21 protein-coding genes are annotated in these 22,000 nt (G+C 52.8%); 8 read left to right on the top strand and 13 right to left on the bottom strand.

Translation table 11 applies throughout. The annotated features are described in order from the left end of the window. Nucleotides 1-61: 61 nt before the first annotated feature. From TALK_RS04040 to TALK_RS04030, 3 genes are all read left to right on the top strand, one after another. On the top strand, nt 62-250 hold the full coding sequence (locus tag TALK_RS04040; RefSeq protein ID WP_085616130.1) for an antitoxin VbhA family protein: 189 nt from the start codon (nt 62-64) through the stop codon (nt 248-250). After that, complete coding sequence (locus TALK_RS04035; protein ID WP_085616128.1) at nt 237-851, top strand: Fic/DOC family protein; 615 nt, start codon at nt 237-239, stop codon at nt 849-851. Before TALK_RS04040 ends, TALK_RS04035 begins: the two co-directional genes overlap by 14 nt. Nucleotides 852-1,130: 279 nt before the next feature. Next, entirely contained in the window at nt 1,131-1,607 is a 477-nt protein-coding gene (locus tag TALK_RS04030; protein ID WP_085616126.1) for a GNAT family N-acetyltransferase, read from the top strand. Nucleotides 1,608-1,972: 365 nt separating this feature from the next. On the opposite strand, the gene TALK_RS04025 is transcribed toward TALK_RS04030, so the two are convergent. Together TALK_RS04025 and TALK_RS04020 are read right to left on the bottom strand one after the other, a co-directional pair. Then, nucleotides 1,973-2,425 (bottom strand): hypothetical protein, encoded by a 453-nt coding sequence (locus tag TALK_RS04025; RefSeq protein WP_085616124.1) that lies wholly within the window; start codon nt 2,423-2,425, stop codon nt 1,973-1,975. A gap of 275 nt (nt 2,426-2,700) precedes the next feature. Beyond that, a complete protein-coding gene (locus TALK_RS04020; protein WP_085616123.1) occupies nt 2,701-3,207 on the bottom strand; it encodes a PDDEXK-like family protein in 507 nt (168 codons plus the stop codon). A gap of 328 nt (nt 3,208-3,535) precedes the next feature. Between TALK_RS04020 and murG the strand changes: the two genes are divergently transcribed. From murG to TALK_RS03995, 5 genes are read left to right on the top strand one after another with little or no spacing between them, the layout of a single operon-like run. After that, on the top strand, nt 3,536-4,819 hold the full coding sequence (gene murG / locus TALK_RS04015) for an undecaprenyldiphospho-muramoylpentapeptide beta-N-acetylglucosaminyltransferase (protein WP_139833710.1): 1,284 nt from the start codon (nt 3,536-3,538) through the stop codon (nt 4,817-4,819). Then, on the top strand, nt 4,816-6,225 hold the full coding sequence (gene murC, locus TALK_RS04010; protein ID WP_085616121.1) for a UDP-N-acetylmuramate--L-alanine ligase: 1,410 nt from the start codon (nt 4,816-4,818) through the stop codon (nt 6,223-6,225). The genes murG and murC overlap by 4 nt, the downstream gene beginning before the upstream one ends. Before the next feature lie 37 nt (nt 6,226-6,262). Then, nucleotides 6,263-7,207 carry a UDP-N-acetylmuramate dehydrogenase gene (gene murB, locus TALK_RS04005; protein WP_085616119.1) on the top strand — a complete coding sequence of 315 codons (945 nt, stop codon included), beginning with the start codon at nt 6,263-6,265 and terminating at the stop codon, nt 7,205-7,207. Further along, nucleotides 7,204-8,118 carry a D-alanine--D-alanine ligase gene (locus tag TALK_RS04000; RefSeq protein ID WP_085616117.1) on the top strand — a complete coding sequence of 305 codons (915 nt, stop codon included), beginning with the start codon at nt 7,204-7,206 and terminating at the stop codon, nt 8,116-8,118. Before murB ends, TALK_RS04000 begins: the two co-directional genes overlap by 4 nt. After that, on the top strand, nt 8,106-8,975 hold the full coding sequence (locus TALK_RS03995) for a cell division protein FtsQ/DivIB (protein WP_085616115.1): 870 nt from the start codon (nt 8,106-8,108) through the stop codon (nt 8,973-8,975). Before TALK_RS04000 ends, TALK_RS03995 begins: the two co-directional genes overlap by 13 nt. Before the next feature lie 433 nt (nt 8,976-9,408). Here TALK_RS03995 and TALK_RS03990 read toward each other — a convergent pair whose 3' ends face one another. The 11 genes from TALK_RS03990 to TALK_RS03940 all read right to left on the bottom strand — a co-directional run bounded on the left by TALK_RS03990 (nt 9,409) and on the right by TALK_RS03940 (nt 21,992). Next, entirely contained in the window at nt 9,409-10,386 is a 978-nt protein-coding gene (locus tag TALK_RS03990) for a LacI family DNA-binding transcriptional regulator (protein ID WP_281251275.1), read from the bottom strand. A 119-nt stretch (nt 10,387-10,505) separates the two neighbouring features. Continuing rightward, on the bottom strand, nt 10,506-11,615 hold the full coding sequence (locus tag TALK_RS03985; protein WP_085616111.1) for an ABC transporter ATP-binding protein: 1,110 nt from the start codon (nt 11,613-11,615) through the stop codon (nt 10,506-10,508). Nucleotides 11,616-11,657: 42 nt separating this feature from the next. Continuing rightward, nucleotides 11,658-12,536: a carbohydrate ABC transporter permease gene (locus tag TALK_RS03980; protein WP_085616109.1), complete on the bottom strand. Its 879-nt coding sequence runs from the start codon at nt 12,534-12,536 to the stop codon at nt 11,658-11,660. Further along, nucleotides 12,536-13,429 (bottom strand): carbohydrate ABC transporter permease, encoded by an 894-nt coding sequence (locus TALK_RS03975; protein ID WP_085616107.1) that lies wholly within the window; start codon nt 13,427-13,429, stop codon nt 12,536-12,538. Before TALK_RS03975 ends, TALK_RS03980 begins: the two co-directional genes overlap by 1 nt. Before the next feature lie 66 nt (nt 13,430-13,495). Further along, entirely contained in the window at nt 13,496-14,755 is a 1,260-nt protein-coding gene (locus TALK_RS03970; RefSeq protein ID WP_085616105.1) for an ABC transporter substrate-binding protein, read from the bottom strand. Nucleotides 14,756-15,177: 422 nt separating this feature from the next. Further along, on the bottom strand, nt 15,178-16,563 hold the full coding sequence (locus tag TALK_RS03965; RefSeq protein WP_085616103.1) for a M20 family metallopeptidase: 1,386 nt from the start codon (nt 16,561-16,563) through the stop codon (nt 15,178-15,180). A 13-nt stretch (nt 16,564-16,576) separates the two neighbouring features. After that, nucleotides 16,577-18,172, bottom strand: a complete 1,596-nt coding sequence (locus TALK_RS03960) for a gamma-glutamyltransferase family protein (RefSeq protein ID WP_085616101.1) — start codon at nt 18,170-18,172, stop codon at nt 16,577-16,579. Then, complete coding sequence (locus tag TALK_RS03955) at nt 18,169-19,140, bottom strand: ABC transporter ATP-binding protein (protein ID WP_085616099.1); 972 nt, start codon at nt 19,138-19,140, stop codon at nt 18,169-18,171. The genes TALK_RS03960 and TALK_RS03955 overlap by 4 nt, the downstream gene beginning before the upstream one ends. Next, entirely contained in the window at nt 19,140-20,162 is a 1,023-nt protein-coding gene (locus tag TALK_RS03950) for an ABC transporter ATP-binding protein (RefSeq protein ID WP_085616097.1), read from the bottom strand. The genes TALK_RS03955 and TALK_RS03950 overlap by 1 nt, the downstream gene beginning before the upstream one ends. A gap of 11 nt (nt 20,163-20,173) precedes the next feature. Then, nucleotides 20,174-21,073: an ABC transporter permease gene (locus TALK_RS03945; RefSeq protein ID WP_085616095.1), complete on the bottom strand. Its 900-nt coding sequence runs from the start codon at nt 21,071-21,073 to the stop codon at nt 20,174-20,176. A gap of 1 nt (nt 21,074) precedes the next feature. Further along, nucleotides 21,075-21,992, bottom strand: a complete 918-nt coding sequence (locus TALK_RS03940; RefSeq protein ID WP_085616093.1) for an ABC transporter permease — start codon at nt 21,990-21,992, stop codon at nt 21,075-21,077. Nucleotides 21,993-22,000: the final 8 nt, after the last annotated feature.

Raw genomic sequence — 22,000 nt, 5'->3', positions numbered from 1 at the left:
TCACATGTGATGATTTCAGCTATAATTGCCTCATCCAAAGTTAACCTTAAGGTGTTCTGGAATGACAACTAAAGAGCAACTTTTTGACCGGCAACGTCACGTAGCCAACGCCGTGGCAAGTCAGAGTCTGGAAGGGCTGAAAGTTGACCCCACCACCCTCGCTGATTTGCAGCGCTATTCTGCTGGTTTACTAGATATTGAAAACGTACTGGCTCGCCTGAAAGATCGTATTGCGAGTGGAAAAGTATAGCTCAAACGACGATTATCTGGACGCTAAAACGGGCGTAATGAAGAACAAGCTCGGCTTTGACAATCAAGCCGATCTTGAGGCATTTGAAGGGGGTCTTGTTGCAGTTCGCACATCGCAACTTGCAGAAATTCCTCTGGAAAATCGGGATAAAACCTTCGACCTTCCTCATATGCAACGCATACACAAACACTTGTTTGGCGATATATACGAATGGGCTGGTGATCTGCGCACAATAGATATATCCAAAGGTACCACGCGCTTTGCCAACTGGACGTTTATTGAAAGAGAAGCAGAAAAACTCTCTATACAACTGGCCAGTGAGAACTTCCTTCAAGGTCTGGACCGAAAAGAGTTTGCCGAACGGGCAGGATATTATCTGGGAGAATGGAATGTCCTTCACCCCTTTCGCGAGGGAAATGGTCGGACATTACGTGAATTCATCGGGCAACTCGCCTATCAGGCCGGTTATTTCATTAACTGGACGAAAACCAACCAGGAACAGATGATAAGAGCTTCAATCGAGGCGTATCATGGTCAAAGCGAACTGATGGGGCAGATTATACTGGATAATCTGCAAAATTCGCTCTCTGAAATTCCTTAAAACCACTCGATAACACAACACACACCATCGCACAGGCACACGCACAGATTTATCGCGACCTTAATGTTTCAAGGCGCTTGCGTAACCGCCTCGCCCATCACGAACCGATATTTGCGCGAAATCTCGATAATGATCAGGACCGTGCCCGTCGCCTCATATCGTGACGACGCCCGCGAACCGCCACTTGGCTTGACACCTTTGAAACAGTAACATCCACCTTACGCATAAGGCCCTGATACCCGCATAATTGCGCAACGCCCCAAACACCAAGGCCCCACCATGATCGACATCCAGCACGCCGCCCCCCGCCACCGCACCGGGTGGGAATGCCTTTGGCGCCAAAACATCATCCAGTTTGGAGCCCCCGATATGCCCGATGATGTGATTGATGGCCTGTGGCAGCGCATTCTTGACCCGGATCACCCGATGCAGGCTTGGCTGGCACTTGATCCCGCCCAACCCGACAGCAAAATCGACGACGATCAAACCGTCATCGGACTGGCCCATCTCATCATCCACCCGCACACATTTACGCTGCGCAATGTCGCCTATCTCGAAGATTTCTGGGTATCACCCGATCAACGCGGCCGGGGCATCGGCGGCCTGATGATGGACGCCCTGCAAACCCAAGCCAAACAAAACGACTGGGCCCGCCTTTACTGGCTCACCGGCACCGACAACCACGGCGCCCAACGCCTTTATGACCGGCTGGCTAAACGGGATAATTCGGTTTTATACAAGATTGATACGATCTAGCCCCCGGCCCCAGAACCATAAATCGACCCGGCGCGGAAATGACGCCGAAAGAACCATCTTCACCCCAAAAATACCGTCACTCCCGCGAATGCGGGAGTCCATCGCGGCAAAAGGGGACTGTCCCCTTTTAGTCCTTTCGCGCAACCAAACACCCACAAAACCACCGTCACCCCCGCGAAGGTGGGCGTCCATCGTGCCAAAGCCCTAAAAAAACGACCCCGTTCGGCGTTACGCGATACAGTGTTCGAAACTGTTCGCCCCAAACACCAAGGCCCTACCATGATCGACATCCAGCACGCCGCCCCTTTGATTTCCTCAAGAGGACAAATAAACAAATCTGTCCCCTTTTACTCTTTAGAGTCACATTACACTGACAGTGTCTGATCATCCTCTTGAGAGGGGGCGTTTATTGTGGCGGAATTGCAATTATAATGTTTCAGATTATCCAGAAACTTATATAGGCCATCGATCTCTTCTAAAAGCTGATCTCTATTTCCGATAGGAACTACTCCTGCTTCTGACCATCTATCACCTTTTTTTTCGCCGAAGAAAATATTGTCGACGGCAAAATGCAATGTTAGGTTCTCTCGGTTTTCGATGCTCACCAATTCTATATAATCTTTCCACTTCTCCTTTCGGCCTTTTTTCATCAGCCAGTTTATTAGTTTAGTTTTATTGATTTCAGTTCCGTATAAATCTAAAAAAACACTGATAATTTTATCACAAATAAAATCAGGAAGTGCCTTTCGCGCCTCAATCATAAAGGCATATAAATCTTTTTGCTTCTCTTCATCCTGTTCCATTGCAAAGTCACTCATGGTCTTAATTTTTCTCCAGGTATGATTTGGTATCAATTTCTTTAAAATAAGGTGATATTCTTGAAAAGAGGTCGCAATATTTTCAGGAAGATCATTTCTAAGGCAATTACTCACCCAGTCAAAAATTGATTTTTTATTTTTCCAAATTTCTCTTCTAAAATAAGGTAAGTGATAGTAGGGAATGTTTACGTAACTAGGAAATTTAATAGATTTATCGTTGATTATAGATCCATTTCCCTGCAAATAATCAAAATTTTCAGTGAAATTAAATCCAATTATGCTTTTTGATTCTTCACAAGGTCGATATCTTTTTTTTTTGAAAGATAAATTACGGCAATCCGATTACTTACTTCATCAATTTTTATATTAAAGTGTTGCATAACAATCTCAATATACCTTGAGATTTGATTTTTTTGATCCTTTGCTCGTAATTTGTTTTCGATAATAAGAAAATATGAATTATCGTGAATAAGCAGATCAATATTTTGCCATTCACAAAGCACATTTGCATTCGATATATCTATGTTGTTCTTAATATTAAGGTGTTGTATTAGGTTCAAAAACTCACGTAGAAAAGTTTCGTTTTGATAGTGATCGCCTAACGGGTTAATCATTGAATAAATGAAGCGAGAATGAAGGCGAACTTCATCGTTTAATCGAAGAACAGAATTCAACAAGCTGTAATCATTGATGCCCATTGATTTGTCTTTTTCACGCTGTTCTTTAAACGCCAATAAAGATGCCTCAACTTTATGATATTTTGGGAGAAGCATATTTCTCATCACGCCCTGTTTTCAATTTTCACGATGAGTGTAGCCTTAAAAATATACCGCAATAAAAATAGTATAATAGACCGCCTCAAATTGTTTAAGGGGTGAAAAGAACTTAATCAGACTGCAACGACATACACTGACCTGAGACCCGTTTTCTATCCGATTGGAACGTTCACAAAAAAGGGGACAGATTTATTTCTTAAGTCCGTTCTCAATATCCGAACAATCCCGCAAAAACTTCTGCATTAAAACGACAAAATCCGCCCCTATAACCGGCCCGCTTGAAGGGATGTTAACCTTTCTCGGGTTCTGATAAGGGCAAACCGTCGTTGTATATGTGGATCTGATGACCGACAGCCAGAATATTGAAAATTCCCCGGCCACATCCCCGGCCAATGCGCCCGCTATTTCCCCTGCCATTTCCCCGGCGGCGGATGTGGCGGAACATCCCCTGGCCGGGCAGGTCATCACCCTGACATCGGGCGGGACCGGCGGGCATATGTTCCCCGCCGTTGCACTGGCACGCGCGCTTGTGCGTCGCGGCGCCAAGGTGCTGTTTTTCACCGATGCCCGTGCGGCACGCTATACCGACGATGTTGACGGGGTTGAAACCATCATCCTGCCGGCTGGCGGCATTGCGGGCAAGGGCATCAAGGGCCGGATCATCGGCGCGCTGCGCCTTGGCCTTGGCACGATGAAAGCCCGGTCGCTTTTGAAAAAGGCCAAACCGGCGGTCGTCATCGGATTTGGCGGCTATGCCTCGATCCCGGCCACCCTCTCGGCCAAATGGCTTGGCATTCCCTTTGCCATTCACGAACAAAACGCCGTTCTGGGGCGGGCCAACCGGATGGTCGCCGGGGCGGCCAAACGCATTGCAACCTCGTTCCCGACGGTAACAATGATTGCCGCCGATGACGAAGCCAAAGTCATCTGGACCGGTAACCCGATCCGCCACGAAGTCGCCGCCCTTGCCAATACCGATTACGACGTCCCGACAACGGATGGCCCGGTGCGCCTGCTGATTACCGGCGGATCACAGGGCGCGCGCGTTCTGTCTGAAATTCTGCCTGCGGCCTTGGTCGCCCTGCCGCGTGATTTGCGCAATCGTCTTGTCGTCACCCAACAGGCGCGTGCCGAAGACCTTGACGCTGTGCGCAAAACCTATGACGGGTCGGGCATTGATGTGACGCTGGCATCCTTTATCGATGATATCCCGGATCGTCTGCGCGATTGCCATCTGGTGATTGCCCGATCCGGTGCCTCCACCGTGGCCGAGCTAACTGCCGCCGGGCGGCCATCGATTCTGGTCCCCCTGCCCCACGCGATTGATGATCATCAACGCTTTAACGCCCAACAGGTCGAAGATGCCGGTGGCGCATGGTTGTTGCCGCAAGATCGGTTTACGGTCGATGTGCTCAGCGAACGCCTGACCAAACTTTTGCAAAATCCATCTGCCCTGACCCGGGCGGCAAAGGCCGCCAAAAGCACCGGTCGCCCCAATGCCGCCGAACGGCTGGCCGATATGGTGCTTGATCTACTGGGTCTTAACCCGGCAGGCACCCCCGACCTTGAAAACATAAATATAAAAGACGCCCAGAAAACCCGAGGAGACACTCTATGAACACCCTGCCGCTAAACATCGGCACCATCCATTTTGTCGGTATTGGTGGCATCGGCATGTCCGGTATTGCCGAAATTCTCCATAACCTCGGCTACACGGTTCAGGGGTCGGATATTTCCGATAATGCCAATGTCCAGCGCCTGCGCGGCCTTGGCATTTCGGTTTTTGTCGGTCACAAGGCCGAAAATGTTGCCGATGCCAAAGTCGTCGTGATTTCCACCGCGGTTAAGCCAGATAACCCCGAAGTCATTGCCGCACGGGCCGATATGATCCCGGTTGTGCGCCGCGCAGAAATGCTGGCCGAACTGATGCGGCTTAAGGCCGCAATTGCGGTTGGCGGCACACATGGCAAAACCACCACCACATCGCTGGTCGCCACCATGCTGGATGCTGCCGGGTTGGACCCGACGGTGATCAATGGCGGCATCATCAATTCATATGGCACCAATGCCCGTCTTGGCGATGGCGACTGGATGGTGGTCGAAGCCGATGAGTCGGATGGCACATTTATCAAAGTCCCCTCGACCATTTCGGTTGTGACCAATATTGATCCCGAACATCTTGATCATTGGAAAAGCTTCGATCACCTGCGCGAAGCGTTTAAAAACTTTGTTCAAAACATCCCGTTCTATGGCTTTGCCGTTCTGTGCATCGACCATCCCGAAGTTCAGGCCCTGATTGGCAAGGTCACCGACCGGCGCATTTTCACCTTTGGCTTTTCCCCACAGGCCGATGTCCGTGCGGTTAATGTGCGCACCAATATCGGCGACAGCGTGTTTGATGTTGTGATCCGCGAACGTGTCGATAGCGAAGAACGCGTGATCAAGGATGTCCGCCTGCCAATGGTCGGCGATCACAATGTGTCGAACTCTTTGGCCGCCATCACGGTTGCCCTTGAACTTGGCATTCCCGATGATAAAATCGTATCTGCCTTTGATGGCTTTACCGGGGTCAAACGCCGCTTTACCAAAACCGGCGAAGTCGATGGTGTGACCATCATTGATGATTACGGCCACCATCCGGTCGAAATCAAAGCCGTGCTCAAAGCGGCCCGCAAGGCAACGCAAAACAATGTCATCGCCGTGGTCCAACCACACCGCTATTCACGCCTGCATGACCTGTTCGAAGAATTCTGCACCTGCTTTAACGACGCCGATAGCGTGATTGTCGCCGATGTATACGAAGCTGGTGAAACCCCGATTGACGGTGCATCACGCGATGCCCTGGTCGAAGGTTTGCGCACCCGTGGCCATCGCAATGTTACCGCCCTTGAAAGCCCCGAAGCATTGGCAAGCGTGATTAGCGATCAGGCCAAACCGGGCGATCTGGTGGTTTGCCTTGGCGCTGGTTCGATCAGCGCATGGGCCAACGCCCTGCCCGCACAGCTTGAAGCCCTGAAAAACTGATTTTTAACCCCCTGCAATCGGAAAAACTGAGTTCGTCATGAGCACGCCGGGACACCACACACCGCTGATTGATCGCCTGCCAAAGGTGCGGGGCAAGCTGCGCGAAGGCGCGCAATTGTCCAAAGTCACCTGGTTTCAGGTCGGCGGCCCGGCGGATGTGATGTTCCGCCCGGCCGATGAAATGGATCTGGCCGATTTCATCAAAAACCGTCCGGCCGATTTGCCCATCACGGTAATCGGGGTCGGCTCAAACCTTTTGGTCCGTGATGGCGGCATTCGCGGTGTCGTCATTCGTTTGGGGCGTCCGTTTACCGATGCGATCCTGAAAGACGGCGATATCCATGCCGGGGCCGGGGCGCTTGACCTCAATGTCGCGCAAATGGCGCAACAGGCGGGAATTGCCGGGCTTGAGTTTTTATCGGGTATTCCCGGCACGGTTGGTGGCGCGCTTCGCATGAATGCCGGGGCCTATGGCCACGAAATCAAGGATGTGCTGATCAGTGCCAATGCGATTGACGGGCGGGGTGATCTGCATACCGTTACGACCCGGGAAATGGACCTGACATACCGCCATTGCGGCCTGCCCGAAGACTGGATTTTCACATCCGCCATCCTGCGCGGCACGCCGGGCGACCCGGCCGAAATTGCCAATCGCATGGCCGAAATTCAGGATACCCGTGCCGGATCACAACCGATCAAATCACGCACCGGCGGCTCAACCTTCGCCAATCCCCTGCCCGACCGCGCATGGGAAGTTATCGATGCTGCCGGGTGCCGGGGCTTGATGATTGGCGGGGCGCAAATGTCGGAACAACATTGCAATTTCATGATCAATACCGGGACAGCCACCGCCCGTGATCTTGAAGAACTCGGCGATACCGTGCGCGAGCGGGTTAAAAAACATAGTGGCGTTGATCTGCGCTGGGAAATCCGGCGCATCGGCGACCGGCTGGGACATTCGATCATAGGAAAAGACGCATGAGCAAACATGTCGCAGTAATTTTTGGCGGTTGGTCCGCAGAACGCGAAGTTTCGCTATCTTCGGGCGTCGAATGCATCAAGGCATTGCGCGAAAAAGGCTATCAAGTCACCGAGATTGACGCCACCCGCGACCTTGCCGCCCAGCTTGCCGCGATTGATCCCAAACCCGATGTTGTGTTCAACGCCCTGCATGGGCGCTGGGGCGAAGACGGTGCGGTTCAGGGCCTGCTTGAAATCATGGGCCTTCCCTATACCCATTCCGGTGTTCGGGCATCCTCGATTGCGATGGATAAAATGTCGGCCAAGGCGATATTTGCCGAATATGACATTCCCTGTGCGCGTCATGTCTGGGTCTCGCGCGATGAAATTGCCAATGGCACCGCCCTGCCGCCACCCTATGTGCTTAAACCCAATAACGAAGGCTCCTCTGTCGGGGTCGAAATCGTCCTGACCGCCGAAGAAGAACAAAACATGCTGGCCCGCGAATGGACCCATGGCGACGGCGTGATGCAAGAAGAATTCATTCCCGGCCGCGAAATGACCCTTGCGGTCAAGGATGGCAAGGCGATGGAAATCATCGAAATCCTGACCGGCAATCACGCGTTTTACGATTTTGAATCAAAATACGTCGCCGGGGGCTCCGAACATATCATCCCGGCTGATATCCCCGACGATTTGCGCGCCAAACTTCAGGACTGCGCCGAAAAGGCCTATCGCGCGCTGGGCTGTCGCGGCATTGCACGCGCTGATTTCCGCTATGATCCGGCACAGGATCGGGTCGCGATCCTTGAAATCAATACCCAGCCGGGCATGACGCCAACTTCCCTTGTCCCCGATGCCGCCCGATACGACGGGTTCAGCTTTGCCGATATCGTTTCCTGGATGGTCGAGGACGCTTCATGCGAGCGCTAGGGACACTGCAAGAACAAGCCCGCGAACGCCGCGAGAAGCATGAGAAACAGCACAGTGTCGGCGCCAATCTGAAAAAGATTGTCCGTGTGTTCTGGTGGTCAAGCCTGACAGCCCTTCTTATCGCCGGGCCGTTTGCGCTTTGGTACACCGGCAAAACCGGAAAATGGCTGGCGGCCGCCGAAGTCGAAGCCATCCGGCTGTCCGCAGAAGTCGGCATGACGGTTAAAAACATTGAAGTCACCGGACGCGAAAAAACCGATCCCGCCGCCCTTCTGGCCGCCATCGGCCAAAAACCCGGCACGCCGATCATCACCTTTGATGTTGATGCCGCGCGCGAACGCATCGAACAGCTTTCCTGGGTCCGCGATGCGATTGTCGAACGCCAATTGCCCAACACCCTGGTTGTCTCGATTGCCGAACGTCAACCGCTGGCCCTTTGGCAAACCGAAACCGGTCATGTCCTGATTGATGCCGATGGCACCCAGCTTCAGGATTATGAACTTGGTGATTATCTGAACCTGCCGGTTCTGGTCGGAACCGACGCCCGCGAACATGCCAGCGAAATGCTGACCACGCTTAAAACCATCCCGCGCCTGTTTGACATGGTCACCGGCGCGCAACGCATCGGTAACCGCCGCTGGAACATCCAGCTTGCCAACGGCATGTTCATCCGCCTGCCCGAAGAAAACATGGCTAAAGCCTGGGCGCGCCTTGATCAACTTGATCAGGCCCACAACATCCTGTCCCGCGACGTATTAATCGTCGACCTCCGCCTGCCGGACCGAACCTTCGTCCGCCTCACCCCCGGCGCCGCCGAACTCAGGCGCAATCCACCAAAGAAGGGTAATGCGGCGTAAAGCCGCAACCCTCGACTTGGCACCTCCCCTTCAAGCCCCCAACTCCTCGCACAGCACAACGTTATTGACGACAGAGCACCATCAACGACAGTCACCACATTGGGTAACTCGGTAACTTCAAACCAGTTGCAACCAAAAGATGCTGCCTCTCGCAGCAAGTGTTGCCGACTAAAACCCAATGAACGGACGGCCTGTTTAGTCTGCCATGTCTGAATTTTAGGGGACCATTGCCAGTGTCATCGAATGACACCGCAATCCGGCAATCAATATTAAATCATACAATATGATGATAATGAATTTCGACGTTGGCGCGATTTGATTTCTCGCGCCAAAACGATAATTTACTAAAAATGAATAATCACCTTCATTGCCAATTTTTAATGAATAAAATCATGCCGGAAAATTCGGTAGAAACGGGCCTTAATCGGCGCGCCTAAATTTCGTTGCGCCAGACCGGGATCGGATCACTGAGCGATTGCAACGTGGCATGATCGTGACCTTTGATCACATCAAGCAAATGGGTCGCCAATTGCTGTCCGGCGACGATCAAATCTTCGCGCAAACTGTCAATCCGCGGACGGGTAAAGTTCAGCAAATCCGACGTTTCCTTGGCAATCACATCGATATCACGGCCAACATCCAACCCCGATTGAATCATGCCATCAATCAGGGCCATGGCGCATAATTCACTGCCGCAAATCACACCATCAGGCACATAGTCCTGATGACGCAACGCCATGCCCGCCTGACGCAAGACTTCACTGCTGCTATCAAGGTCAATCCCGCGCAGCACCTCAAACGGTATCCCGGCCTCTTGCGCGGCTGCCGCAAGCCCGGCAAGTGTTTCTTGATAATAGGAAAATTCCGATGGCGGCGATAACAACGCCAGGCGTTTGCGCCCGCGCGCGATCAGGCGTTTTGCCGCCATTTCGCAAAAGGCCCGGTTATCAAAATCATGATAGGCATGATCCGGCGCGCTCAGACACCGGCCATGCGCGACAAACGGCAATCCGCTTTTTTGCAGGGCATGCACCCGTTCATCATCGGGGCGAATATGGGTAATGATCACCCCGTCGGCGGCGCGGGTATTGAGGATATAACGCACCGGGTCCATCGGGTCGTCGCTGCGCGATTGTGGTGTAACAACAAGGTGATAGGGCGTACCGCGAATAACATCCGATATCCCGACAATCAGCCGCCGGGCGAATTCCGGCACCTTGTCGGTCTGATCCAAAATCAGGCTAATGACATTGGTTTTGCCGGTACGCAACCGCACCCCGGCCCGATCCGGGTGATAGCCAATCGCATCCGCCACCTTGCGCACCCGCAATTTGGTTTTGGCGCTAATATCATGCGCGTCCTTTAACGCGCGCGACACAGTCGTCACGCCAAGGCCGGTCATTTCCGCGATGGTTTTAAGCGTCGGCCGGGCCGGAGCATCGGGGCGCCCCGGCGAACCGGCAGGATCATGATCGGACAGTAGTTTTCGCCTCCGTTCCCGGGAATATGCTTTGCAAGAGCAGTTGATATCTAGCGCAATCTTATGCCGCTTTCAGGATCAAAAAACACAACCTTTTCAAGGTTAAACACCAGTTCGGCGTGTTGATTGGCCTGACCGGACCAATCCTGATGCAGGCGGGTAACAACTTCCTTACCGCCCAGTGAGGTAATGGCAAAAATATCCGCCCCGGCCGGTTCAACCACATCAATCAGACACGATGCCGTAACGGCTTGTTGCCCGTCACGCACCAAGGCGCGGTTATCGGCATCGGTGATGGCTTCGGGCCGAATGCCGACAATGATGTTGCGCCCCTCATAGGCCGCCACATCGCCGGGCAATTGTTTGAAATCAAGCACAAGCGGATTTTCGCCCGTACGTGCCATTTCAACCGCATTGCCCCGCACCACCGCCGGGATCAGGTTCATCGCCGGTGACCCCATAAAATCAGCAACAAACAAATTGGACGGATCGTTATAAATTTCGGCCGGGGTCCCGTATTGCTGCACAATACCGTCCTTTAGAACCGCAATCCGCGTGCCCAAAGTCATGGCTTCGATCTGGTCATGGGTGACATAAACAATCGTCGTGCCCAAGGTTTGATGCATCCGTTTGATTTCAGTCCGCATATCGACGCGCAACTTGGCATCCAGGTTTGATAACGGTTCATCAAACAAGAACAATTGCGGATTACGCACAAGAGCGCGCCCCATCGCAACGCGCTGGCGCTGACCGCCGGAAAGCTGGCCGGGTTTGCGATCCAAAAGATGTTCGATCTGAAGCGTTTTGGCGACATCGCGCACCTTGACGTCGCGTTCATCCTTGGGCATGCCGCGCATTTCAAGGCCAAAGGCAATGTTCTGTCCGACATTCATATTCGGATAAAGCGCATAGCTTTGAAAGACCATCGCGATATTGCGTTCAGACGGCGGCAGATCATCAATAACATTGCCATCAATGCGGATTTCACCGGTGGTCAGTTTTTCCAGCCCGGCAATCGTGTTGAGCAAGGTTGATTTGCCACAGCCCGACGGGCCGACAAGGACGAGAAAACCGCCCTCTTCAACATCAAGCGAGATATCGCGCAAAACCTTGATTGTGCCGAAACTTTTGCAGACCTTGTCGATTTGTAGAAAGGACATCATAGCTTCCTTGTCATTCTTTTCTTTTTTGGCCTCTTTGGCCTAGCCCTTAACCGCACCGGCCATCAATCCACGGACGAAATAGCGCCCGGAAACGACGTAAACGACCAATGTCGGAAGGGCGGCAAGCACCGCACCGGCAAAGTGCACGTTGTATTCCTTGACCCCGGTCGAAGACGACACAAGGTTGTTCAGCGCCACTGTCATTGGCATCGAATCAAAATCGGCAAACGACGCGCCAAACAGGAAGTCATTCCAGATATTGGTAAACTGCCAGATCACGGTCACCACAATGATCGGCCCGGAACTGGGCAACAGAATACGGGTAAAAGTCCGCCAGAACCCGGCCCCGTCCATCTTGGCCGCCTTGATCAGCTCGTCCGGGAAGGCCGCGTAATAATTGCGGAAAAACAACGTGGTAAAGCCAAGCCCGTAAACCACATGCACCAAAACCAGACCGCTTGTCGTCCCGGCCATTCCAATAATCCCCAGCACACGTGCCATCGGGATCAGAACAATCTGAAACGGGATAAAGCAGGCAAATAGCATTAGGCCAAAAATGATTTTGTCGCCGGGAAACCGCCATTTGGTCAGGACATAACCGTTTAACGCACCAAGGGCGGTTGATATCGTCACCGCCGGTACGACCATCATGATGCTATTGATGAAATACGGGCTTAACCCGGTGGGTTCGACCCCGATCTGGGCCTTGGACCACGCCACCAGCCAAGGTTCAAAGGTGAAGACTTCGGGCAGCGACATCATGTTGCCGCCGCGGATTTCATCCAGCGTCTTGACCGAATTGACCAGCATGACAAACAGCGGCAACAGGTAATAAACCGCAAACAGGATCAGAACCGAATAAAGCGCTGCCCGCAGCAATTTTTCGATCCCAAAGGAGGGTTGCGTTGAACGTGACATCAGCGACGCTCCCTGAGTTCGGAATAAAGATAGGGCACAATGATCGAGGCAATCATCGCCAGCATGATCACCGCCGATGATGCGCCAACCCCCATCTGATTGCGCGTGAAGGTGTATGAATACATAAAGGTTGCCGGTAATTCGGTCGCCCGCCCCGGCCCGCCATTGGTCAAGGCAATCACAAGGTCATAGGCCTTGATCGCCAGATGGGCCAAAACCACAAAGGCCGACAGGAAAACCGGGCGGAGTTGCGGGATGACGATGCGGGTATAAAGCGACCAACGACTTGCGCCATCCATCTGGGCGGCTTTCAGGATTTCGCTATCGATCCCTCGCAAACCGGCCAAAAACATTGCCATGACAAAGCCCGATGATTGCCAGACAGCGGCAATGACCACGGTATAGATCGCCATGTTGCGATCCTTGATCCAGTTAAAAGTGAAACTTTCCCAGCCCCACAGATGCATGGTGTTTTCAAGCCCCAGCCCCGGATCCAGAAACCATTTCCATGCCGTACCGGTCACAATGAAAGACAGCGCCATCGGATACAGATAAATCGGGCGCAAGATACCTTCGCCGCGGATTTTCTGATCGAGCAGGATCGCCAGAACCAACCCAAGAACCGAACATATCGCGATGTAAAGAATGCCGAAAATCGCCAGATTCTGAAGCGCGATCAGCCAGTTACGCTGCCCCCACAGCTTGGTATAATTGCCAAAACCGTCAAGCTCATAGCTTGGCAGCATCCGGCTGTCGGTCAACGACAGATAGCCGGTGTAAATGATAAATCCATAAACAAATAACAGGATCAAAAACAGGCTTGGGCTTAGCACCAGACGGGGCAGAACCTCGCGCAGGGTTGCCTGAGCCTTGCTGGGCAAGGATGGTTGCATAAGGAATGCTCCGCACTTTATCCGGCGGCCGGAATGCTGATCCGGCCGCCGGTTTGTTTTTTGGTCTTATTGAGCGGATTCGACGGCGTTGACGAGTTCTTCAACTGCCGTAGCACTGTCATATTCGCCGTTGAAATGCGCGGTGATCACGTCATACATCGCATTTTTAACCCCGGCCGGAACCGAATGGCCATGTGCCATTGATCCAAACAGCGTGCCTTTTTTATTGGCCGCAGCCAGTTCGGCCATGCCTTTTTTACCACAGGCATCAAAGGCATCATTCGGAACGTCTGTCCGTGCCGGAACCGATCCCTTGACCACGTTAAAAGCTGACTGGAAGGTTGGCGACATAACGGCGGATGCCAGCTTCATCTGAGCGTCCTGACGGTCTTCACCGACCTTGAACATGACAAACTGGTCAGAGTTGAACGTTACCGCATCCTGCGTTCCCGGGAAACGGAAGCACAGGAAATCAGTATCCGGGACTTTACCGGCATTGAGGAATTCACCCTTGGCCCAGTCGCCCATGAACTGCACACCGGCTTCCTTGTTGATCACCATCGCGGTTGCAAGGTTCCAATCGCGGCCCGAGAAGTTATCATCAACATAACCACGCAGTTGTGCCATGCGATCAAACACGGTTTTCATGGTGTCAGACCCCAGCGCATCGGGATCGGTATCGATCATTGATGCCTGATAGAAATCCGGACCACCGGTTGCCATGACCACCGCGTCAAAGATGGTCGCGTCCTGCCATGCCTGACCACCGTGGGCAACGGCGGTGTAACCAGCAGCCTTGATTTTATCAAGGGCGGCGATCAGTTCATTCCAATCGGTCGGCTGGTTGATGCCAAGCTCGTCAAAGATGGCCTTGTTGGCCCAGACCCAGTTGGTCGAATGCACGTTGACCGGGGCGGCAATCCAATGACCATCATGTTTTGAAAAGTCTTTCAGCGCATCAGGAACAACATCGTCCCAGCCTTCCTTGGCGGCCAGTTCATCAAGATTGGCCAGAATATCTTCGCCGGCCCAATCCTTGATATCAAAACCAAGCATCTGAACCGCAGTTGGCGCGTTGCCCGATGTGACGCGTGCGCGCAAAACAGTCATCGCCTGTTCGCCACCACCGCCAGCAACCGGCATGTCATTCCATGAAACGCCCTGGCTTTCGAGGTCCTTTTTCAGAACCTGAAGTGCCTTGGCTTCGCCGCCCGCCGTCCACCAGTGCAGAACTTCAACACTTTCCTGTGCCGTTGCAATGCTGGTCGAAAGCCCCAATGCCGCGATCATACCGATCCCGGCACGTGTCATTTTGCCAAGAAACATATTGTTTCCTCCCTGTTGGTTTTTTGATTTGGCGACTAATTACTGCAACGTTACAGGTGATAGTCAAGCGAGACCTGTAACGTTGCAGTACAGCAATTGACAAACAGGAGAGAAACCGGTGGTTGATTGAGTTTCTATTTTGCACCGCAATATCGATGATATACCGATTAAAGACCTGCAATGCAGAAGACTCCACCCTGCCTTAACCAATTGGCCGCCACTTAAGCGCGGAAACCGGCATAAGATCAGAACAGAACTTCATTAGAGCCGCTTTGGGATCTGCCCCCAATAACAACGGCATCCCAACGCGATAAGTCACATACAAAAGAAGCAGGCCCGGAGGGATCAAATCAAAGCCCCATCCGGACCCACACAAGCCCAAGCCCTTTAATAAATACGGGCCTTACCAAATTTTCGCCGGACTATTTAGTGTTATCGCCGATATCCCAGAAAACACCCGCCATCATTTGCAGGGCCTGACGACTGAGGCTTTGCAAAATATGTTCGTTCGGTGCGTGCTGTGAACAGGCCGGATAGGAATGCGGCACCCAAACTGTTGGCATTTCAAGGATATAAGCAAATGTATCATTAGGCAGCGACCCGCCAAGATTTGGCAGAACGGCAGGCTTTTCACCGGTTGTTTTAGTGATCGATTCCTTTACCCGCAACACCCACGGATGGGTCGGATCAAGCCGGGTTGCACGGAAAAACCCCTTGTCAGCGGGCATAATATCAACATCCTGGAAACCATGCTGATCCAGATGACGGCGCAAGGCGGGTAAAATATCATCCGGGTCCGTACCAACAACATAACGCAATTGGCAATGCGCAACGGTTTCCGGCGCGATCGCATTAACCGGCTTGCTGGCATTTTCCGTCTTCATTGCCAGAACGGCAAAGCTGTTCCAGCCATACACTTTTTCAGAAAACGTCAGCCCCTCTTCCCCCCAGTCCGGGGCAATTTGCGGGCCGCTATCTGATGGCGTGATCGCGCAGTCTTTTAGCGCTTCTTTAATCTCATCGGTCAAACTATCCGGGCGCCATTCGGGTATCTTGATCTGGCCGCGATGGTCAACGATCGAGGCAATGGCATGGGACAGAACAATTGTCGGGTCCTTTAACAAACCACCCCAATTGCCGGAATGATGGCCACCTTCACGATATTTGACCGACAGGGCAAAATTAATCGCGCCGCGCGATCCCATAAACATGGTCGGGCGTTTGGCATTCAGGCGCGGCCCATCCGAGGCAATTAAAACATCGGCAGCAAACAGATCGCGATGGGCGGTAAACAATTCGGCCAGCCCCGGCGAGCCGGTTTCTTCGCCCATCTCAAGGATGACCTTGCAATTAAATCCCAACGATCCACGGGTTTCAATCACCGCACGCAACCCTGCCAGATTGATGCAATGCTGGGCCTTGTTATCAGCCGTACCCCGCCCGTAAACCTTGTCACCTTCGACAACCAGCTTGAAGGGATCAAGCCCATCACGCCATTCGCCATGCTGGGCACGAATGACATCGCCATGCCCATAGGTCAAAATGGTTGGCAAATCAGCCCCTTCGTGACGCTCGGCAAACAAAAATGGCCCAAATCCCGGCTTTGGGTTTTCAATTATACGGGTTTTAAAGCCCATATTGCCAAGCATCGGGATCATCAGATCGTTCAAATAGCCATAAAGCGCATCAATGCTTTCGGGTTTCTGGCTTTCGGTTTGCCGTTCAACCATCTGGCCCAATTCACCAAGGAAACGCCCATCATCAAAATATCGGGTCACATTTTCGATTGCATCAGCACGCGTTGACATTGATTGATCCTTTTTATTTATCTGCAATGGGAGTGTGTGTTTCAGCCACGGCATCGCCCCAAGGCGACATAATTTCCGTCATGCCCTGATTGATATTTCCGCGATTAAGAACGCCCGCAGGACAGGCAAAGGCATAGGGGAAAACAGTCCGGCGCGTGGTGACACAATGATGCCGGTCACTTATGGCGCGCACGATTTCATCCGAAAGGCTTTGATCGATGATCACCGCATCACCGCCGCTGTAATCAAGCCGCGCCTGATGAAAGGCGTCCTCAAACCCCATGTCGAAATCCATCAGGAAGGATGTCAGTTGCAAGACAGCGGGCAAAATCTTGCGCCCGCCCGATGCACCAATCGCAAATCTTTGATCTTTGTGATGCCCGATAAGCGGGCATACATTCATCAAACAACGCTTTGACGGCGCAAGGGAATTCGGTTTTCCCTGTTCCGGGTCAAACCACAAAATACCGTTATTCATCAAAAGTCCACTGCCCGGCAGCACGACTTTTGACCCAAAAATTGACAGCAACGTTTGGGTAACGGCAACCATATTTCCATGCCGGTCGGTCACACTGAAATGGGTGGTACAGGTCGGGGCGCGACTATCATCGACATCGCCCATGTCACGCAAACGGCGCTCATACGTCGCCTTTAAAGCCGTAACATACGCCCCATAGGCATCAGCCCCCGGCATCGCCCCGTCAAAGCTTTGTTGTTCCAGCAGCCCCAGACATTCCGCCAGGTTTTCCCCGGCCGTCATCGACGCAGGGGTATAGACCGTTCCGCCGCGATAGGATGTGGCAAGCGGATCAGACACCGTTGCCTGATAGGATTTCATATCGTCCAGAGACAACGACCCGCCAACGGCCTGAACATCGGCAACAATTTCCGCGGCCAGTTCGCCTTCGTAAAATTCGCGGGCGCCCTTATCGGCAATTCGCTGCAAGGTGACAGCCATCTTATCAAGGTTGATGCGCTTGTCTGAAAGGGCGGTCCAGCCTGCAATGGTTGGCCATTGCCCGTCTTCAAGGAAGGTTTCCGCCGCCGTCGGATTTTTGGCCAGTTCGCGGGTACTTGCCGCGATCAGAAGGGCCGCATACCAATCGACAGGCAATCCATCCCCCGCCAGCTTTGCCGCAGGCGATACAAGGTCACGCCACGCCATCGTGCCAAAACGGTTAAAGGCCAATTCCATCCCGGCCACCGTACCAGGCACCGCAATCGCACCGCCACCGATCTGATTGCGGTCGCCCACAACCCGCGCCCAAGGGAACAAATCCCCGGCAACCCCCGCGCCTGAAAGCGGATAATCCGCCAGATCAAGCCCTGCGGGTGAACGCATGCCGAAATTGATGGTATAAGTCCGGTCTTCGTCAGCGCGATAAATCATCATCGCCCCCCCGCCTGCCGGGCCACTCATCCATGGTTCAAGAACCCCCATCGCAAAAGAGGTCGCAATCGCGGCATCAATGGCATCGCCGCCTGCTGACAGGATTTCGGCACCGATTTGCGCCCCGCGTTTATGCTGTGCGGCAACAACACCGCCATCCACTGCCGTTACAACGGTTTTCCGGGTTGATTGGGAATTGGAAAAATTATCGGTGGTCATGCGGATACGGCCTCTGGCGCGAACAGGTGACATTCAATCCGCTTGCCATCGCGCAGCACCATTTCAGGCGCTTTTTGCGAACAAATATCCATTACTTTGGGACAACGGGGATGAAAATGACACCCGCTGGGCGGGTTAATCGGATTGGGAAACACCGCGCCCAATTGCGTATCAGGAACGCCAAGTGACGGATCCGGGGTTAACACAGATTCCAGCAAGGCCGAGGTATATGGATGATCTGGCCCGGCGAAAAGTGCCGAAGCCTTTGCCTCTTCGACGATACGGCCAAGGTACATCACCGCAACCCGGGTCGCGAGATGTTCAACCACCGCCAAATTGTGACTGATGAACAAATAGGTCAGTCCCAATTCATCACGTAAATCCGACAAAAGATTGAGAATTTGCGACTGAACCGACACATCGAGTGCCGATGTCGGTTCATCGCAAATCACGATTTCGGGCTTCATGATCAGCGCACGCGCAATCGCGACACGCTGGCGCTGCCCGCCGGAAAGCTGACTTGGATAACTGCGCAAAACCCGCTGAGGCAAACCAACAACATCAAGAATATCGCTTGTCTGTTTATCCCAATCACGCGATGCACCGACTTTATGAACCCGCAAGGGTAATGAAATAATGTCGGCAATGGTTTTGCGCGGGTTCAAGGACGAATACGGGTCCTGAAAAATCGGCTGAATACGGCGTGCAAGATAGGATCGATCGCGGGTGGTGATATCCTCGCCATCGACAAGAACCCGTCCCTGCGTCGGGGATTCAAGTCCTAAAAGAATACGGGCAAGTGTACTTTTACCACATCCAGATTCGCCAACCAGACCAAGAACCTCGCCCTTTTCAAGGCTCAGGTTAAGATGATCAACCGCTTTGAGTTCCTTACGTTTGCCAAAGATACCCTGCTTGATCGAGAAGGTTTTGGATACGTTTTCAAGTTCAAGAACCGGAACTGACATCACGCTTCCCCCGACTTTGCCTGAAGCCCAGATGATGAGGATAATGAAGACAACGGGCCATAGTCGTGAACACAGCGATAAAGATGCCCCGAAGATGACAACCGTTTTGGAATATCTGCGGCACAGGCCGGGATGGCTTCGTCACAGCGACTGCGAAACGCACATCCGGGCATGTTCCCGATCAGCGACGGCACAATCCCGGGAATAGACCCAAGATGTTCACCGGCTTTGGTACGGCCCGGCACCGGAATACAGCGCAGCAACCCGCGGGTATAGGGATGCCGTGGTTCTGTGAACACCTCGTTTACGGTTCCGGCTTCGACCATTTCCCCCGCATACATGATGGCAACTTTATCCGCGACACGCGCCACCACACCAAGATCATGGGTGATCAGGATCATTGCCATATTCAATTCACGTTGCAGATCCTTAAGCAATCGCAGGATCTGCGCCTGAATGGTGACATCAAGGGCAGTTGTCGGTTCATCGGCAATGATCAGATCCGGCTCGCACATCAGGGCCATCGCAATCATCACCCTTTGGCGCAAACCGCCGGACAATTGATGCGGATACTGTTTCATACGGCTGGCAGCGGCGGTAATCCCTACTTTTTCAAGCAGTTCAATCGCACGGTTACGTGCCGCGGCTTTGCCAACCTTGCGATGAAGCAGCAATGCCTCGGTCAATTGATCGCCGATGGTATAAGCGGGATTAAGCGACGTCATCGGTTCCTGAAAGATCATCGAAATCCGATCGCCACGCAGTTTGCGCATGTCGCGATTGCTGGCGTGTTGCAAATCAACACCCGCGAAATCAAGGCGATCTGCGGATCGTTGTGCCTGTTTGGGCAACAATCCCATAATCGCAAGCGACGTCAGTGATTTGCCGCTTCCGGATTCACCAACAACACACAGGGTTTCCCCACGCCGTACTTCAAAATCAATACCGCGAACAGCATGGAGGGTTCCCGCAGCCAGCGGAATATCAACCTTCAGCCCGCGCACAGAAAGGATATTTTCCATTTTCTTTGCCCCTAGTTGCGGTTCTCGGGTGCAGAAACATCACGCAAACCATCGCCCAGCAAATTGATTGCAAGAACAAGAATGAAAAGCGCAACACCGGGTATCGAGATCATCCATGGCTCGAACAGAAGCATCTGCTTGCCTTCGGAAACCATCAGCCCCCAGGACGGCGTTGGTGGTTGCACGCCAAGCCCCAAAAACGACAGGGCTGCTTCAAGAAGAATGGCATGCGCCATTTCAAGCGTTACAATCACGATAAGATTGTTGGCGATATTGGGCATGATTTCGCTAAAGATAATGCGCTTGGTCGAACAGCCGATCGCCTTGGCCGCTGTCACATATTCCATGGATCGCAACTGCAATGTCGCAGACCGCATCACAACGGCAAACCGATCCCACAGCAATAACCCAAGCACGATGATCACGACTTGCAGTGACCCGCCAAATACCGCGACCACCGCCAGTGCAACCAGCACCACCGGCATCGCAAGACGGACATTGATCAGAAACGTCACGCAGTTATCAACACGACCACCGAAATACCCGGCAGCAACCCCCATACAGGTCCCGATGACCCCCGAAATGATCGCCGCCACGCCACCAATCGCCAGCGAAATACGCGCGCCATAAAGCAATCGCGACAGATAATCGCGCCCCAGATGATCGGTTCCAAGGATATGATCCCAACTTCCCCTTGCGTCCCAAACCGGCGGAATAATCCGCGCCATCAAATCCTGATGATAAGGGTCATGAGGCGACAGAAGCGGGGCAAAGATTGCCATTACGATGATGATCAGAAGAACAATCGATCCAAACATCAGGCCGCGATGACCCAATATTTTTGACCAAAGAATCTGACCGGGGGTTGGGCCCGTCACATCATTATTCATGGTTTCAGTCGTATTTGTCATATCAACCTACCCTCATGCGTGGGTCGAGCCATGCATTCAACAAATCAGACAAAAACGTGAAGACGATATAGAAAAGCGAAAAGATAAGGATCAATGCCTGCACAGTCGGCAAATCGTTCCGGCCAATTGATTCCCACGCAAGGTAACCCGCCCCATGCAAGGCAAAAATCGATTCAACCACGATTGAACCGCCCAGCATAAAGCCCATCTGGACGGCGGCCAGACTGACAACCGGGATAATCGCATTGCGCAAAGCGTGTTTGAACATGACCCGAAATTCACCGGCCCCTTTGGCGCGCGCGGTGCGAACATAATCCGCCCCCAGCACATCAAGCATACCGGCACGGGTCAACCGCATGATGGCGGGCATCGCGTAATACCCCAACACCACGGTCGGCATCACAAAGTTCTGCCAGCCGTCCGAGCCGGACGGCGGCAGAATTCTGAATTTGATGCTGAAGATAACAATCAGGACCAAGCCAAACCAGAAACTTGGCATGGCTTGCCCCATGACCGAGATAAACAAGGCAATCCGGTCAATAAAGCTGTTGGGGCGAACGGCGGCGGCAACCCCCAAAGGTACAGCCGTCAGAAGGGCAAATGATATTCCGCAAACACCGAGTATCATCGTTACGGAAAGACGTTCACTGACCAGTTGCGATACCGGCAATTTAAAGTAATAACTTTCGCCGAAATCCCCCCTGATCGCATTAAACATCCATTCGCCATACTGCACGACCCATGGCCGATCAAAACCGTAATAGTGCCTTACGGCTTCAATGTCAGATGCAGATGCGGTTTCACCTGCAATGGCCGCCGCGGGATCCCCTGAAAGATAGAGAAGCGCGAAACTGAGCATGGAAACCGCAAGCGTCACCAACAAGGCCAAGCCAAGCCTTTTTAAAGTATATACCAACACCGTTCTGA

Origin of the sequence: Thalassospira alkalitolerans (genome assembly GCF_002115745.1) — a bacterium.
In the GTDB taxonomy this organism is placed as follows: domain Bacteria; phylum Pseudomonadota; class Alphaproteobacteria; order Rhodospirillales; family Thalassospiraceae; genus Thalassospira; species Thalassospira alkalitolerans.
This window is presented reverse-complemented; position numbering and strand designations above follow the sequence as displayed.

Bases quoted from the DNA above. Each gene is read 5' to 3' on its own strand.
- TALK_RS04040 (WP_085616130.1), top strand. From the start codon at position 62: ATGACAACTAAAGAGCAACTTTTTGACCGGCAACGTCACGTAGCCAAC.
- TALK_RS04030 (WP_085616126.1), top strand. From the start codon at position 1,131: ATGATCGACATCCAGCACGCCGCCCCCCGCCACCGCACCGGGTGGGAA.
- TALK_RS04025 (WP_085616124.1), bottom strand. From the start codon at position 2,425: ATGAGTGACTTTGCAATGGAACAGGATGAAGAGAAGCAAAAAGATTTA.
- TALK_RS04020 (WP_085616123.1), bottom strand. From the start codon at position 3,207: ATGAGAAATATGCTTCTCCCAAAATATCATAAAGTTGAGGCATCTTTA.
- murC (WP_085616121.1), top strand. From the start codon at position 4,816: ATGAACACCCTGCCGCTAAACATCGGCACCATCCATTTTGTCGGTATT.
- murB (WP_085616119.1), top strand. From the start codon at position 6,263: ATGAGCACGCCGGGACACCACACACCGCTGATTGATCGCCTGCCAAAG.
- TALK_RS04000 (WP_085616117.1), top strand. From the start codon at position 7,204: ATGAGCAAACATGTCGCAGTAATTTTTGGCGGTTGGTCCGCAGAACGC.
- TALK_RS03995 (WP_085616115.1), top strand. From the start codon at position 8,106: ATGCGAGCGCTAGGGACACTGCAAGAACAAGCCCGCGAACGCCGCGAG.
- TALK_RS03985 (WP_085616111.1), bottom strand. From the start codon at position 11,615: ATGTCCTTTCTACAAATCGACAAGGTCTGCAAAAGTTTCGGCACAATC.
- TALK_RS03980 (WP_085616109.1), bottom strand. From the start codon at position 12,536: ATGTCACGTTCAACGCAACCCTCCTTTGGGATCGAAAAATTGCTGCGG.
- TALK_RS03975 (WP_085616107.1), bottom strand. From the start codon at position 13,429: ATGCAACCATCCTTGCCCAGCAAGGCTCAGGCAACCCTGCGCGAGGTT.
- TALK_RS03970 (WP_085616105.1), bottom strand. From the start codon at position 14,755: ATGTTTCTTGGCAAAATGACACGTGCCGGGATCGGTATGATCGCGGCA.
- TALK_RS03965 (WP_085616103.1), bottom strand. From the start codon at position 16,563: ATGTCAACGCGTGCTGATGCAATCGAAAATGTGACCCGATATTTTGAT.
- TALK_RS03960 (WP_085616101.1), bottom strand. From the start codon at position 18,172: ATGACCACCGATAATTTTTCCAATTCCCAATCAACCCGGAAAACCGTT.
- TALK_RS03955 (WP_085616099.1), bottom strand. From the start codon at position 19,140: ATGTCAGTTCCGGTTCTTGAACTTGAAAACGTATCCAAAACCTTCTCG.
- TALK_RS03950 (WP_085616097.1), bottom strand. From the start codon at position 20,162: ATGGAAAATATCCTTTCTGTGCGCGGGCTGAAGGTTGATATTCCGCTG.
- TALK_RS03945 (WP_085616095.1), bottom strand. From the start codon at position 21,073: ATGACAAATACGACTGAAACCATGAATAATGATGTGACGGGCCCAACC.